General features: G+C 70.5%; 10 protein-coding genes, 2 tRNA genes and 1 pseudogene. 12 read left to right on the forward strand and 1 reads right to left on the reverse strand.

Annotated features, from left to right (window positions below; all coding sequences use genetic code 11):
• The first annotated feature begins 86 nt into the window (after positions 1-86).
• From dnaA to EBO35_RS00055, 12 genes are all read left to right on the forward strand, one after another.
• A complete protein-coding gene (gene dnaA, locus EBO35_RS00005) occupies positions 87-1,598 on the forward strand; it encodes a chromosomal replication initiator protein DnaA (protein WP_122815914.1) in 1,512 nt (503 codons plus the stop codon).
• 63 nt (positions 1,599-1,661) lie between these two features.
• Positions 1,662-2,078, forward strand: coding sequence for an organic hydroperoxide resistance protein (locus EBO35_RS00010; protein ID WP_122815915.1), 417 nt, complete (start codon positions 1,662-1,664; stop codon positions 2,076-2,078).
• A gap of 452 nt (positions 2,079-2,530) precedes the next feature.
• The gene (gene dnaN, locus EBO35_RS00015; RefSeq protein ID WP_122815916.1) at positions 2,531-3,670 is read left to right on the forward strand and encodes a DNA polymerase III subunit beta; all 1,140 of its coding nucleotides are present in this window, start codon (positions 2,531-2,533) and stop codon (positions 3,668-3,670) included.
• A gap of 45 nt (positions 3,671-3,715) precedes the next feature.
• The gene (gnd, locus tag EBO35_RS00020; RefSeq protein WP_263457664.1) at positions 3,716-4,723 is read left to right on the forward strand and encodes a phosphogluconate dehydrogenase (NAD(+)-dependent, decarboxylating); all 1,008 of its coding nucleotides are present in this window, start codon (positions 3,716-3,718) and stop codon (positions 4,721-4,723) included.
• A 6-nt stretch (positions 4,724-4,729) separates the two neighbouring features.
• Complete coding sequence (recF, locus tag EBO35_RS00025; protein WP_122815918.1) at positions 4,730-5,881, forward strand: DNA replication/repair protein RecF; 1,152 nt, start codon at positions 4,730-4,732, stop codon at positions 5,879-5,881.
• A 52-nt stretch (positions 5,882-5,933) separates the two neighbouring features.
• Entirely contained in the window at positions 5,934-6,482 is a 549-nt protein-coding gene (locus EBO35_RS00030; protein ID WP_241153783.1) for a DUF721 domain-containing protein, read from the forward strand.
• Positions 6,483-6,750: 268 nt separating this feature from the next.
• Positions 6,751-8,868, forward strand: a complete 2,118-nt coding sequence (gene gyrB / locus EBO35_RS00035; RefSeq protein WP_122815919.1) for a DNA topoisomerase (ATP-hydrolyzing) subunit B — start codon at positions 6,751-6,753, stop codon at positions 8,866-8,868.
• 91 nt (positions 8,869-8,959) lie between these two features.
• A complete protein-coding gene (gene gyrA, locus EBO35_RS00040) occupies positions 8,960-11,710 on the forward strand; it encodes a DNA gyrase subunit A (protein ID WP_122815920.1) in 2,751 nt (916 codons plus the stop codon).
• A complete protein-coding gene (locus tag EBO35_RS00045) occupies positions 11,710-12,249 on the forward strand; it encodes a DUF3566 domain-containing protein (protein ID WP_122815921.1) in 540 nt (179 codons plus the stop codon). The genes gyrA and EBO35_RS00045 overlap by 1 nt, the downstream gene beginning before the upstream one ends.
• Positions 12,250-12,354: 105 nt before the next feature.
• Positions 12,355-12,431, forward strand: a tRNA-Ile gene (locus tag EBO35_RS00050).
• Between the two features lie 41 nt (positions 12,432-12,472).
• Positions 12,473-12,616 carry a DLW-39 family protein gene (locus EBO35_RS19265; protein WP_164477727.1) on the forward strand — a complete coding sequence of 48 codons (144 nt, stop codon included), beginning with the start codon at positions 12,473-12,475 and terminating at the stop codon, positions 12,614-12,616.
• Between the two features lie 16 nt (positions 12,617-12,632).
• Positions 12,633-12,705: transfer RNA gene (locus EBO35_RS00055), tRNA-Ala, on the forward strand.
• A gap of 64 nt (positions 12,706-12,769) precedes the next feature.
• Here EBO35_RS00055 and EBO35_RS00060 read toward each other — a convergent pair.
• A pseudogene (locus tag EBO35_RS00060) lies at positions 12,770-14,018 on the reverse strand (IS3 family transposase).
• Between the last annotated feature and the right edge of the window lie 34 nt (positions 14,019-14,052).

Raw genomic sequence — 14,052 nt, forward strand, 5'->3', positions numbered from 1 at the left:
CGCCTCGGTCGCGATGTGGATCACGCTCGACCGGTTCCACGCCACACCGACCCAGACGTCCGACCCAGACCCTCGACCCCGACGCTCTGACCAGCACCAGACCAGCACCGAGACGAAGGACCCGCACCGTGGACCAGGACTCCTCCGAGCTCAGCACTGCCTGGCAGGGCGTCGTCGGCGACCTCCAGCCGAACCAGCGCGCCTGGCTGCGGGCCAGCGAGCCGGTCACCCTGCACGGCAACACCGCGATCATCGCGGTGCCCAACGACTTCACCCGCGACCAGCTCGAGGGGCGCCTGCGCGCCCAGCTCGAGGATGCGCTCACCATCGCCTTCGGGCGGGAGATCCGGATCGCGGTCACGGTGAACCCGGTCCTGGAGGAGCAGATCATCGAGCCGGCTCCCCCCGCCGAGCCCGAGCACGAGGCGCCGGCAGATTATCGAGATGTCGACATGTCGACTGTCGGCGGCCTCGGCAGCCGCCGCCCGGCGCACGTCCCCAGCGACGGCCACCTGCTGCCGCCCCCGATGGCCCCGGCGGCCCAGAAGCCGAACGCGCTCGAGACCCGGCTCAACCCCAAGTACACCTTCGAGACCTTCGTGATCGGGTCGTCGAACCGGTTCCCGCACGCCGCGGCCGTCGCGGTGGCCGAGGCGCCGGGCAAGGCGTACAACCCGCTCCTGGTCTACGGCGACTCCGGTCTGGGCAAGACCCACCTGCTGCACGCGATCGGCCACTACGTGCGCTCGCTCTACACCGGCGCGAAGGTGCGCTACGTGTCCAGCGAGGAGTTCACCAACGAGTTCATCAACGCGATCCGCGACGACCGGCAGGACCGGTTCAAGCGCCGCTACCGGGACGTCGACGTGCTCCTCATCGACGACATCCAGTTCCTGGAGGGGAAGACCCAGACCCAGGAGGAGTTCTTCCACACCTTCAACACGCTCCACAACGCCAACAAGCAGATCGTCCTCACCTCCGACCGGCCGCCCAAGCGGCTCGAGGCGCTCGAGGACCGACTCCGCAACCGCTTCGAGTGGGGTCTGATCACCGACGTCCAGCCGCCGGACCTGGAGACCCGGATCGCGATCCTGCGCAAGAAGGCCGCGATGGACCGGCTCACGGCGCCGCCGGACGTGCTCGAGTTCATCGCCTCGAAGATCCAGACCAACATCCGCGAGCTCGAGGGTGCCCTGATCCGGGTCACCGCCTTCGCGAACCTCAACCGCCAGGAGGTCGACATGACCCTGGCCGAGATCGTGCTCAAGGACCTGATCCCCGAGGGCGGTGAGCCGGAGATCACCGCCGCGCTGATCATCGCCCAGACCGCCGCGTACTTCGGCCTGTCCATCGAGGAGCTCACCGGTCCCAGCCGCGGGCGGCACCTGGTGATGGCCCGCCAGATCGCGATGTACCTGTGCCGCGAGCTCACCGCGCTGTCGCTGCCGAAGATCGGCGCCCAGTTCGGCAACCGCGACCACACGACCGTGATGTACGCCGACCGGAAGATCAACCAGCTCCTGGCCGAGCGCCGGGCCGTGTTCAACCAGGTCAGCGAGCTCACCAATCGCGTCAAGATGCAGGCTCGCCAGTCCTGAGACCCGGCTCGATCCCGCCCGCGGGCGGGGGCCCGGCCAGGGCTCCCGACCTAGGTTGGGCCCATGAAACCTGCCTACACCGCCTCTGCAGCGTCCACCGGCGACGGCCGCAACGGCCACGTCCAGTCCACCGACGGGCTCCTCGACCTCGACGTCCGGGTTCCGAGCGAGATGGGCGGCCCCGGCGGCGCGACCAACCCCGAGCAGCTGTTCGCCGCCGGGTACGCCGCGTGCTTCCACTCCGCGCTCAAGGCGGTCGCTCGCAAGAGCGGCGCCGACACCACCGACTCCGAGGTCGTCGCGGACGTCTCGGTCGGTGACAACGGTGAGGGCGGCTTCGAGCTGGCCGTGCAGCTGGAGGTGACCCTGCCCGGCCTCGGCGCGGACGACGCCCGGGCCCTGGCCGAGCAGGCGCACCAGGTCTGCCCCTACTCCAACGCGACCCGCGGCAACATCGAGGTCACCCTCACCCTCGCCTGATCACGCCTGATCCGCGCCTGACGCGCGGTGGGCGCCGGCCGATCCGGCCCCCGGTCGATGTGGATTACCTGTTATTCGGGACGACCACCCACGGGGACACCCTGTGGACGAACCGGTAACTACCACGTCCCCCGGGGGCCGGGTCCACATCGCCGTCCGAGTGTTCACGAGTTCCTGCACAGCCCCTGTGCACCCGACTCGCCGCGCTGACCAGCACGAACCCGAGTTATCCACAGAGTCCACCGACCCTATGACTCCCACGTACCTCTAGATCAGTCGATGACCAGGAAACGTCAAACTTGCCGACCTCCTGGGGATAACCCGGTGCGGCCCGGCCCGCACCGAACCGAACCGATCCGCGCGAACTGGGCCAAGAACGCCCACTGCTGCCGCCGAGGGCGACCTCATGGCAGGATGCGGATCCCAAGAGCCGACCCCTGAAGGACCACATCGTGAAGTTCCGCGTCGAGCGCGACGTGCTCGCGGACGCCGTCGCCTGGGCTGCCCGCAGCCTCCCGGTCCGTCCCAGCGTCCCCGTCCTGGCCGGGCTGCTGATCGATGCGACCGAGGAGGGCCTGGTGCTCTCCACCTTCGACTACGAGACCTCCGCTCGGGCGACGCTGAAGGCCGACGTCAGCGACGACGGCCGGGCCCTGGTCAGCGGTCGGCTGCTCGCCGACATCTGCCGCAGCCTCCCGGCCAAGCCGGTGGAGATGGTCCTCGACGGCACCCGGGTCTCGCTGACCTGCGGCTCGGCCCGCTTCAGCCTCCAGACCATGCCGGTCGACGACTACCCGGCGCTGCCCGAGATGCCGGCCGCGACCGGCACCGTGCAGAGCGACCTGTTCGCGCACGCCGTCTCCCAGGCCGTGACCGCCGCCGGGCGCGACGACATGCTCCCGGTGCTGACCGGCGTCCGCGTCGAGATCGACGGCTCGACGATCTCGCTGCTGGCCACCGACCGGTTCCGGCTCTCCCAGCGCGAGCTCGGCTGGGACCCCCGCACCCCCGACGAGTCGGTGGCCGCGCTGGTGCCCGCCAAGGTTCTCGGCGAGACCGCGAAGTCCCTGACCGCCGGCAGCGAGGTCACGATCGCGCTCGCCACCAGCGGGACCGGCGAGGGCATCATCGGCTTCGAGGGCGCGGCCGCCGGCGGCGTACGCCGGACCACCACCCGCCTGCTCGACGGCGAGTTCCCCAAGGTCCGCAGCCTGTTCCCCAACGAGCACCTCACGGTCGCGAAGGTCGACAAGGCCGCGCTGGTCGAGTCGGTCAAGCGCGTCGCCCTGGTGGCCGAGCGCAACACCGCCGTCCAGCTGAAGTTCAGCGACGGCGTGCTCACCCTCGACGCCGGCTCCGGCGACGAGGCGCAGGCCTCGGAGTCGATCCCCGCCGACATCGAGGGCGAGGACATCGTGACCGGGTTCAACCCGCAGTTCCTGCTCGACGGCCTGACCGCGATCGACGAGGCCGTTGTCGAGCTGGCCTTCACCCAGGCGTCCAAGCCGGTGGTGATCAGCGGCTCGGTCACCGAGGACGGCAAGGACCCGGGCTTCCGCTACCTCCTGATGCCGCGCCGGCTGCTGTCCTGACCCTCGGGGCCGGCTCACGCCTGGCGGACTAGCGTGGGAGCGGACCTGTGCGCGACGACGAGGAGACGTGAGATGGACATCGGACTCATCGGCCTGGGCAAGATGGGCGGCAACATGCGCGAGCGGTTGCGCCGCGGCGGCCACACGGTCGTCGGGTACGACCGCAACCCGGACCTGGCCGACGTCGACTCGCTCGCCGACCTGGTGGCGGCGCTGCCGTCGCCCAAGGTCGTGTGGGTGATGGTCCCGGCCGGGGCCGCGACCCAGCAGACGATCAACGAGCTCGGCGACCTCCTGGGCGAGGGCGACGTGGTCGTCGACGGCGGCAACTCGCGCTGGACCGACGACCTCGAGCACGCCGAGCAGCTGGCCGCCCGCGGCATCGGCTTCGTCGACTGCGGCGTCTCCGGCGGCGTCTGGGGCCTCGAGAACGGCTACGCCCTGATGTACGGCGGCGACCCGGAGCACGTCGCGAAGGTCCAACCGGTCTTCGACACCCTCAAGCCGGAGGGCGACTTCGGCTCCGTGCACGCCGGGAAGGTCGGCGCCGGCCACTTCTCGAAGATGGTCCACAACGGCATCGAGTACGCGATCATGCAGTCCTACGCCGAGGGCTGGGAGCTGCTCGAGAAGGTCGACATGGTCGAGAACGTCACCGAGGTGCTGCGCTCCTGGCGCGAGGGCACGGTGATCCGCTCCTGGCTGCTGGACCTGCTGGTCGCGGCGCTCGACGACCAGCCCAACCTCGAGGGGATCCGCGGGTACGCCGAGGACTCCGGCGAGGGCCGCTGGACCGTGGAGGCCGGCATCGAGCACGCGGTGGCGACGCCGGCGATCACCGCCGCGCTGTACGCACGCTTCGTCTCCCGCCAGGACGACTCGCCGGCCATGAAGGCGGTGGCCGCCATGCGCAACCAGTTCGGCGGGCACGCGATGCAGACCTCCGCCCCCAAGGGCGGCGACGCCCCGTCCGCGGGGCGGACCGACCCGGAGCAGTCCGAGACGGCCCGGCAGGCGGGGTCCGGCGCCGAGTCGAGCCCTGCGGAGAGCTAGCCGCCGTTGTACGTCTCGCACCTGACCCTGCACGACTTCCGCTCCTACGCGACCGCGGAGGTCCCGCTGGAGCCCGGCGTCACCGCGTTCGTCGGCCGCAACGGGCAGGGCAAGACGAACCTGGTCGAGGCGATCGACTACCTCTCCCGGCTCTCCTCGCACCGGGTCGCGGCCGACGCGCCGCTGATCCGATCCGGTGCGGAGCGCGCCGTGGTCCGCGCGGCAGTGGTCCGCGACGGGCGGACCGCGATCCTCGAGGTCGAGCTGGTCCCCGGGAAGGCCAACCGGGCGCGGGTGAACCGGGCCGCGCTGCCCCGGGCCCGCGACATCGTCGGCCTGGTCCGGACCGTGCTGTTCTCCCCCGAGGACCTGACACTGGTCAAGGGAGACCCGTCGGACCGCCGGCGGTTCCTCGACGACCTGCTGGTGCTGCGCGCCCCCCGCCTCGCGGGGGTGCGCTCGGACTACGACCGGATCCTCAAGCAGCGCAACTCGCTGCTCAAGACCGCCGGGGCCGCGCGCCGCGGCAGCTCCTCGCAGGAGGCGGCGCTGTCCACGCTCGGCGTCTGGGACGACCACCTGGCCCGCACCGGCGCCGAGCTGCTGGCCCAGCGCCTGGCACTGGTCGACGCGCTGGCGCCGTACGTCGGGAAGGCCTACGAGACAGTCGCCCGGGGCGCGACCCGGGACGACGCCGAGATCGGCTACCGCGCGTCGCTGGACCTGGCCGGCGCCACCGACCGGGACGACCTGGCCCGGCTGCTGCTCGCCGAGGTCGAGCGGCGCCGCAACGACGAGCTGGACCGCGGGATCTCGCTGGTCGGCCCGCACCGCGACGAGCTGGTGCTGACCCTGGGCCACGGCGCCGGGGAGAGCCTCCCGGTCAAGGGCTACGCCTCGCACGGGGAGTCCTGGTCCTTCGCGCTGGCGCTGCGGCTGGCCTCCTACGACCTGCTGCGCTCCGACGGCGACGACCCGATCCTGATCCTCGACGACGTCTTCGCCGAGCTCGACACCGAGCGGCGCGCGCAGCTGGCCGAGCTGGTGGCCGGCGCGGAGCAGGTGCTGGTCACCGCCGCGGTCGGCGCCGACGTCCCGCCCGCCCTCGCCGGGACGAGGTACGCCGTGGCCGGCGGGGAGATCACCCGTGAGTCCTGACCCGGTCCGCCCGGAGGAACCCGGTGAGCCCGGCGAGGACACTGAGGGCATCGTGAGCGGCCCCGCCACCCCGGAGCCGGACGCCGGAGCCGACCCGGCGCACGACGACGACGGCCTGGACCTGGCCCGGTCGATCGCGCGGGCGACGGCGTCCTCCTCGCCGGCCGCCCGCCGCAAGCCGCGCCGGGGGAACCGGGACGGCGGTCCGGGCCGGGGCCGGGTCAGCGGCGCGCATCCCGACGACCGCGATCCCCAGCTGCTCGACGTCACGCTGGCGCGCCTGGTCGGCGACCGCGGCTGGGAGCTGGACCTGCGGGTCCAGGGCGTCTTCGGCCGGTGGGAGGAGCTGGTCGGCGCGGAGGTCGCCCAGCACTGCACGCCGGAGACCTTCGAGGACGGCAAGCTCGTGGTGCGCACCGACTCCACCGCCTGGGCGACCCAGCTGCGGCTGCTGGCGCCCACGGTCGTGCGCCGCCTCAACGAGGAGCTCGGGCACGGCGTCGTGGTGCTGATCGAGGTCCTCGGTCCGCACCTGCCGACGTGGAAGAAGGGCCTGCGCTCCTCCCGTGACGGCCGCGGTCCGCGCGACACCTACGGCTGAGCGTCGGTCGGCGACAGGAGCCGCCACGCAGGCGTTCTCGCGGCCCCTCCGACGTACCGGCCCCTCACTGGCACCCTGCGGGACGCTCTGGTCCGCCTTCACGGGCTCCCCAGCGGCCAGTTCCGGCCCCGATCATCCCCAGCCGGCGGGTGGATGCGTGGATTCGGGCCCGCCGGCGGGTAACATGGTCGGTTGGGTCGCCGTGCGCGACCCGACTCATGTCGCGCTCGTCTCGAGCACGCTCAAGAACGTTCAAGAAGAGGTGGCCATGCCTGGGGACCAGTCTGTCGAGCAGGATCCTGCCGAGACCCCGGAGAAGAGTGCCCCACTGCGCAGCAACAACGTCGACACGGCGTACGACGCGTCGGCGATCCAGGTCCTCGAGGGCCTGGAGGCGGTCCGCAAGCGTCCCGGCATGTACATCGGCTCGACCGGTGAGCGCGGCCTGCACCACCTGATCTGGGAGATCGTCGACAACGCGGTCGACGAGGCGCTCGCCGGGCACTGCGACCGGATCGTGCTGACCCTGTGCGCGGACGGCGCGGTCAAGGTCGAGGACAACGGCCGCGGCATCCCCACCGACACCGCGCCCGGCCAGGACATGCCAGCGGTCACGATGGCGCTGACGATGCTGCACGCCGGCGGCAAGTTCGGCGGTGGCGGCTACAAGGTCTCCGGCGGTCTGCACGGCGTCGGCGTCTCGGTCGTCAACGCGCTCTCCTCGCACCTGATCGTGGACGTGCGCAACCGCGGCCACCTGTGGCGCCAGTCCTTCACGATCGGCGAGCCGGACGGCCCGCTGGAGCAGGTCCGCGCGCTCGAGCCGGGCGAGGGCACCGGCACCACCGTCACCTACTGGGCCTCGGAGGAGATCTTCGAGACCACGACGTACTCCCTGGAGACGATCACCAACCGGATCCGCGAGATGGCCTTCCTCAACAAGGGGCTGGAGATCGTCGTGCGCGACGAGCGCCCCGCGGCCGAGGAGGTCATCGACGCGATCGAGGGCGACACCGTCGCCACCCCGTCCGAGGCCAGCGTCGCCGACGGCCCGCGCCGCGGCGAGGCCGGCGGCATCGAGCAGGTCTTCAAGTACGACCGCGGCCTGGTCGACTACGTCGAGTACCTCAACCGGCGCAAGGACAAGGCCAACCCGACGATCATCTCCTTCGAGGCCGAGACCCCCGAGCACGTCGAGAACCACATGTCGCTCGAGGTCGCGATGCAGTGGAACACGACGTTCAACGAGTCGGTCCACACCTTCGCGAACACGATCAACACCCACGAGGGCGGCACCCACGAGGAGGGCTTCCGGGCCGCGCTCACCTCCCTGGTCAACAACTGGGGCGAGGAGTGGGGCCTGATCAAGAAGCCCGAGGACCGGGTGAAGGGCGACGACATCCGCGAGGGCCTGACCGCGATCATCTCGGTCAAGCTCGGCGAGCCGCAGTTCGAGGGCCAGACCAAGACCAAGCTCGGCAACACCGAGGCCAAGGGCTTCGTCCAGCGCCTGATGAACGACCAGCTCGGCGCCTGGCTGGAGCAGAACCCCGCCGAGGGCCGCGACATCGTTCGCAAGGCCCAGGCCGCCGCGCAGGCGCGGATCGCGGCCCGCAAGGCCCGCGACCTGGCGCGCAACCGCAAGGGGATCCTCGGCGGCGGCGGCCTGCCGGGCAAGCTCTCGGACTGCCAGTCCACGAACCCGGCCGAGTGCGAGGTCTTCATCGTCGAGGGCGACTCCGCCGGTGGCTCGGCCCGCCAGGGCCGCGACCCCCGGATCCAGGCGATCCTGCCGATCCGCGGAAAGATCCTCAACGTCGAGAAGGCCCGCCTGGACCGGATCCTGGGCAACCAGGAGGTCCAGTCGATCGTCTCCGCGATGGGCACCGGGATCCAGGAAGACTTCGACATCGACAAGCTGCGCTACCACAAGGTCGTGCTGATGGCCGACGCCGACGTCGACGGCCACCACATCAACACGCTGCTGCTGACGCTGCTGTTCCGCTTCATGAAGCCGCTGATCGACCACGGCCACGTCTACATGGCCCAGCCGCCGCTGTACCGGCTGCGCTGGAACAAGCCCCACGAGCACGAGTTCGTCTACTCCGACGCCGAGCGCGACGCGCTGATGGCCGCGGGCCTCGAGGCCGGCAAGAAGCTGCCCAAGGAGAACCCGGTCCAGCGCTACAAGGGTCTGGGCGAGATGAACGCCAAGGAGCTGTGGGAGACCACGATGGACCCCGACCAGCGGCTGATGCTGCAGGTCACGCTCGAGGACGCCGCCCAGGCCGACGAGATCTTCTCGATCCTGATGGGCGAGGACGTCGAGCAGCGGCGCTCGTTCATCCAGCGCAACGCCAAGGACGTCCGATTCCTCGACATCTGAGGTCCGCAGGATGGCGAGCAGTTCCTACGGAGCTATTCGACTCTCTAAGACGAGAACTAGAAACCGCTAGAAGCACCGAGAGAGAGCAATCGTGACCCAGACGCCCACCGACGGCGGCGCGCCCCAGGGCCCGGGCGGCCGGATCGAGCCGGTCGAGCTGCAGACGTCCATGCAGCGCGCCTACATCGACTACGCGATGGCAGTCATCGTCGGGCGCGCGCTGCCCGACGTACGCGATGGCCTGAAGCCGGTGCACCGCCGGGTGCTCTACGCGATGTACGACGGGGGCTACCGGCCGGACCGGGGCTTCTCCAAGTGCAGCCGCGTCGTCGGCGACGTGATGGGTCAGTACCACCCGCACGGCGACACCGCGATCTACGACACCCTGGTCCGGCTCGCGCAGCCGTGGGTGATGCGCGCCCCGATGATCCAGGGCCAGGGCAACTTCGGCTCGCCGGGCAACGACTCCGCCGCGGCCATGCGGTACACCGAGTGCCGGATGGCGCCGCTGGCGCTGGAGATGGTCCGCGACATCGAGAAGGAGACCGTCGACTTCCAGCCGAACTACGACGGTCGCTCGCAGGAGCCGGTCGTCCTGCCCTCCCGGATCCCGAACCTGCTCGTCAACGGCTCGGCCGGCATCGCGGTGGGCATGGCCACCAACATCCCGCCGCACAACCTGCGCGAGGTCGCCGAGGGCGCCCGCTGGGCGCTGGAGCACCCGGACGCGACCCGCGAGGAGCTCCAGGACGCGCTGATCGAGCGGATCAAGGGCCCCGACTTCCCCAACGGCGCCCTGATCGTCGGCCGCCAGGGCATCGAGCAGGCCTACCGCACCGGTCGCGGCTCGGTCACCCAGCGCGCCGTGATCGAGGTCGACGAGGACTCCCGCGGCCGCACCTGCCTGGTGATCACCGAGCTGCCCTACATGGTCAACCCGGACAACCTGGCCGTGAAGATCGCCGAGCTCGCCGACTCCGGCCGGGTGCAGGGCATCTCCGACGTCCGCGACGACACCTCGGACCGGACCGGCCAGCGGCTGGTCGTCGTCCTCAAGCGCGACGCGGTCGCGCGGGTGGTGCTCAACAACCTGCTCAAGCACACCGAGCTGCAGACGAACTTCAGCGCGAACATGCTGGCGCTGGTCGACGGGGTGCCCCGCACCCTCTCGATCGACCAGTTCATCAGCAACTGGGTCACCCACCAGGTCGAGGTCATCCGCAGGCGCACGGAGTTCCTGCTCCGCGAGGCCGAGGCCCGGGCCCACATCCTGCGCGGCCTGGTCAAGGCGCTCGACATGCTCGACGAGGTCATCGCGCTGATCCGTCGCTCTCCCGAGGTCGACGACGCGCGCCAGGGCCTGATTGCGCTGCTGGAGATCGACGAGCTCCAGGCGAACGCGATCCTGGACATGCAGCTGCGCCGCCTGGCCGCGCTGGAGCGCCAGAAGATCATCGACCAGCTCGCCGCCATCGAGATCGAGATCGCCGACTATCGCGACATCCTCGCGAACGTCGCCCGGCAGCGGCAGATCATCGCCGACGAGCTCGGCGAGATCGTCGAGAAGTACGGCGACGAGCGGCGTACCCAGATCATCGCGGCCGACGGCGACCTGTCGATGGAGGACCTGATCCCCGACGAGGACCTCGTCGTCTCCATCACCCGCGGCGGCTACGCCAAGCGGACCCGCGCCGACCAGTACCGCACCCAGAAGCGCGGCGGGAAGGGCGTGCGCGGCGCGAGCCTGCGCGGCGACGACGTCGTCGAGCACTTCATCGCCACGACCAACCACCACTGGCTGCTGTTCTTCACCACCGCGGGCCGGGTCTACCGCACCAAGGCCTACAACCTCCCCGAGGCCTCGCGCGACGCCAAGGGCGGCCACGTGGCCGGGCTGCTGTCCTTCCAGCCCGACGAGAGCATCGCCCAGGTGCTGGCGATCCGCGACTACGAGCAGGCGCCGTACCTCGTCCTGGCCACCCGGCACGGGCTGGTCAAGAAGACCCGGCTCGGCGACTACAACAGCCCCCGCCAGGCCGGGGTCATCGCGATCAACTTCCGCGAGGACGACGACGAGCTGATCGGCGCCGAGCTGGTGAGCTCCGAGGACGACATCCTGCTGGTCTCCCGCAAGGGCCAGGCCATCCGGTTCCGCGCCGACGACAGCCAGCTGCGCCCGATGGGCCGCGCCACCTCGGGCGTCTCCGGCATGAAGTTCCGCGACGGCGACGCACTGCTGTCGATGTCGGTGATCCGCGCCCACCAGGTCGCGGCCGAGGAGGCCGCCGGCCTCGCCGAGCAGAACGAGGACTCTGCGGGCGTCGAGGCCAGCACCGAGCAGGTCGCCGAGGTGAAGCCGCAGTACGTCTTCACGATCACCGACGGCGGCTACGCCAAGCGGACCCGGATCAACGAGTACCGCCTGCAGTCGCGTGGCGGGCTCGGCATCAAGGCGATGTCGCTGGCCAACACCGACCGCGGCGGCCTGGTCGGCGCGTTCATCGTCGAGGACGGTGACGAGGTGCTCTCGATCACCGCCAACGGCCAGGTCGTGCGCAGCCCGATCAACGAGGACTTCCGGCCCACCGGACGCTCCACGATGGGCGTGAAGTTCGTGAGCCCGAAGAAGAACGACAGCGTCGCCGTCGTGGCCCGATCCGTGGAGTCCCAGGTCGAGGACGAGGTCGAGGAGGCCGCCGCGGTCGCGGCCGAGGAGGCTGCCGAGGGCGCCGTCACCGACCCCGTGGTGCTGGCGGCCGCAGCGCAGACGCCTTCGTCGGATGCGGAAGCGGATGCAACAATCGATGGGACCACCGACGACGAGCCGAGGGATGAGGTCTGATGCCGGACCGTTCCGCCGAGACCACCTCGATCCGCCCAGCCCCGGGTGAGGGCCCGGACGACACAGCCGTCCGGCCGCCCCTGAGCCAGCGGATCCAGGGCCGGCTCGCCGGCGCCGCGGAGGAGCACCGCTCCAACGCCCAGACCGCGAAGCCCGACCAGCAGCGGCGCCCGCGCCGGGCGCGGCTGCGGCTGACCAGGGTCGACCCCTGGTCGGTGATGAAGACCTCGTTCCTGCTCGCGATCGCCTTCGGCGTCGTCACGGTGGTCGCGGTCCTGATGGTGTGGTCGGTCCTCGGCGCCGCCGGCGTCTGGGAGTCGATCAACGCCTCGGTCCGCGACATCGTCGGCGGCGACGACGGCGCCGACTTCGACATCGAGAACTACCTCGGGACCACCCGGGTCGTGGGCTTCACGATGCTGGTGGCGGTGGTCGACGTCGTACTGCTGACCGCGGTCGCCACCCTGGGCGCGTTCCTGTACAACATGGCGGCCGCCCTGCTGGGCGGCGTCGAGGTCACCCTCTCCGAGGACAACTGAGACCGCCCCTCCCCGGGGACGCCGTTTTGTCCGGCTCCTCCGGGGTGGGGTAGTCTCTCCCCTCGGTCGGCCCCCTCGGGCCGACCGCCGGCGCGTGCCGGTAGCGGGCCTATAGCTCAGACGGTTAGAGCGCTTCCCTGATAAGGAAGAGGTCACAGGTTCAAGTCCTGTTAGGCCCACCACGCACGACCACCAGGTCGGCGCCCCGCGCACAGGAGGCTCGATGAAGAAGCTCGTCTGGCTGCTCCTCGCCGGCATCGGCGCCGCCTTCGCGAAGAAGAAGTTCGACGAGGGTCGCGCCGAGGAGGCCCTGTGGGCCGAGGCCACCGACTCCGTCACCCGGAACGGCGGCTCCGCCCGGGGCTGATCCCCGTCCCACACCGGGGGCCTTGGCGCAATTGGTAGCGCACCTGCTTTGCAAGCAGGGGGTTAGGGGTTCGAGTCCCCTAGGCTCCACCGACATAACCCCAGGTCAGCCTGGGGTCGTGCTCACTGAAGCGGCCCAAGTTCTCCGTCGCTCCTATACGGGTTGCGGCCCCGGTTGAGAGAGTCGCGTAGTGGGCTGCTCGAACTCCACTGGGCTCATCATCCCAAGGCCACCCCAAGGCTGCTGTGCAGGCGCCTGTTGTTGTGCCAGTCGACCCAGCCGGCGGTGGCGGCCTCGACGTCGCGGATGGTCCGGTAAGGACCGGTGTGGAAGACCGTGGTGCGGATGCACTCGGTTTTGTGAGCCCAATCACGCACCCGCCAGCGCATTCTCATACGCGTCGGCCACCGACCCGATCGACGGGCGGATGCCCTCGGAGGCGAGGTGATCGGTGAACGTGATGGAGGTGTACTGGGACCCGGTGTCGGCGTGGCCGATCCGTTCACCGCGCGCGATCGGGTTTCCTTCACGCCCGCGCTGCCACAGCGCCATCCGCACGGGCACGTCGACCAGCTCGACGGCCTTGGTGGGTGCCATGTCCAAGCGACGATCCTCTGGGCGAATACGTCGAGGACGAACGCGACGTAGACGAACCCCGCCCAGGTCCGGACGTAGGTGGCGTCCTGACCCAGGTCCTGTTCGCGCGACAGCGGTGAAATCACGGTCGAGCAGATCGTCGGCCCGGTTGCCGCCTTGGCCGGGATCGTGGTCCGGACCCCCTTCGAGCGTCGGATTCCGTGTAGGCCAAACGATCTCATCGCTCGGTAGACGCGTCCGGGCGAGGTCCCCGGCGCCGAGCGGCGCACGAGCGCGGTCATCTTCCGACGCTCGTAGAGACCCTCGGGTGTCATCCGGCGCACGCCCCCCCGTGGTCGATCCGCCACGGCCGGTCGCGGACCTGGTCGAGGACCAGCGCATCGCTGATCGTGCGGTCCGCGACCGGACGGTTGGTGCGCGCCCAGCCGCGTAGGTCCGCGCGGCGACCTGACAGCCCTGCTCACGCAGAAATCGGCAGGTCGATTCGACCGCGTGGTCCTCAGCCGCGGCTCGTCGACGAACGCGACGATCAGCGATTGCGGGGGGCGAGTTCCCCGCGAAGAAAATCGAGGTCCTGCGCAGGATCTCGTTGTCCTCCTCGAGCCGGCGGACCTTGCCTTCAGTTCCCCGACCTCAGCGAGCTCCTCGCCCGCGGCGCCCTGGCGCGGCGCATCGTCTCCTTGCCTAGGCCCTCACGGCGTGCGACGGACTCAGCAGCCGCAGTCAGTGAGGGGTCCTCCGGCAGTTGCTCCAGGACCAGCCGCACGCACCGCTCCCTGATCTGCGGATCGATCTTCTTCGGCATGGTTCGCATCCCTCCAACTCACAAGGATGCGGCA

It is taken from the genome of Nocardioides pantholopis (genome assembly GCF_003710085.1).
GTDB classification, from domain to species: domain Bacteria; phylum Actinomycetota; class Actinomycetes; order Propionibacteriales; family Nocardioidaceae; genus Nocardioides; species Nocardioides pantholopis.

Excerpts from the sequence above, each read along its gene's own strand:
- EBO35_RS00010 (WP_122815915.1), top strand. The coding sequence starts at position 1,662 with ATGAAACCTGCCTACACCGCCTCTGCAGCGTCCACCGGCGACGGCCGC.
- gyrB (WP_122815919.1), top strand. The coding sequence starts at position 6,751 with ATGCCTGGGGACCAGTCTGTCGAGCAGGATCCTGCCGAGACCCCGGAG.
- EBO35_RS00045 (WP_122815921.1), top strand. The coding sequence starts at position 11,710 with ATGCCGGACCGTTCCGCCGAGACCACCTCGATCCGCCCAGCCCCGGGT.
- EBO35_RS19265 (WP_164477727.1), top strand. The coding sequence starts at position 12,473 with ATGAAGAAGCTCGTCTGGCTGCTCCTCGCCGGCATCGGCGCCGCCTTC.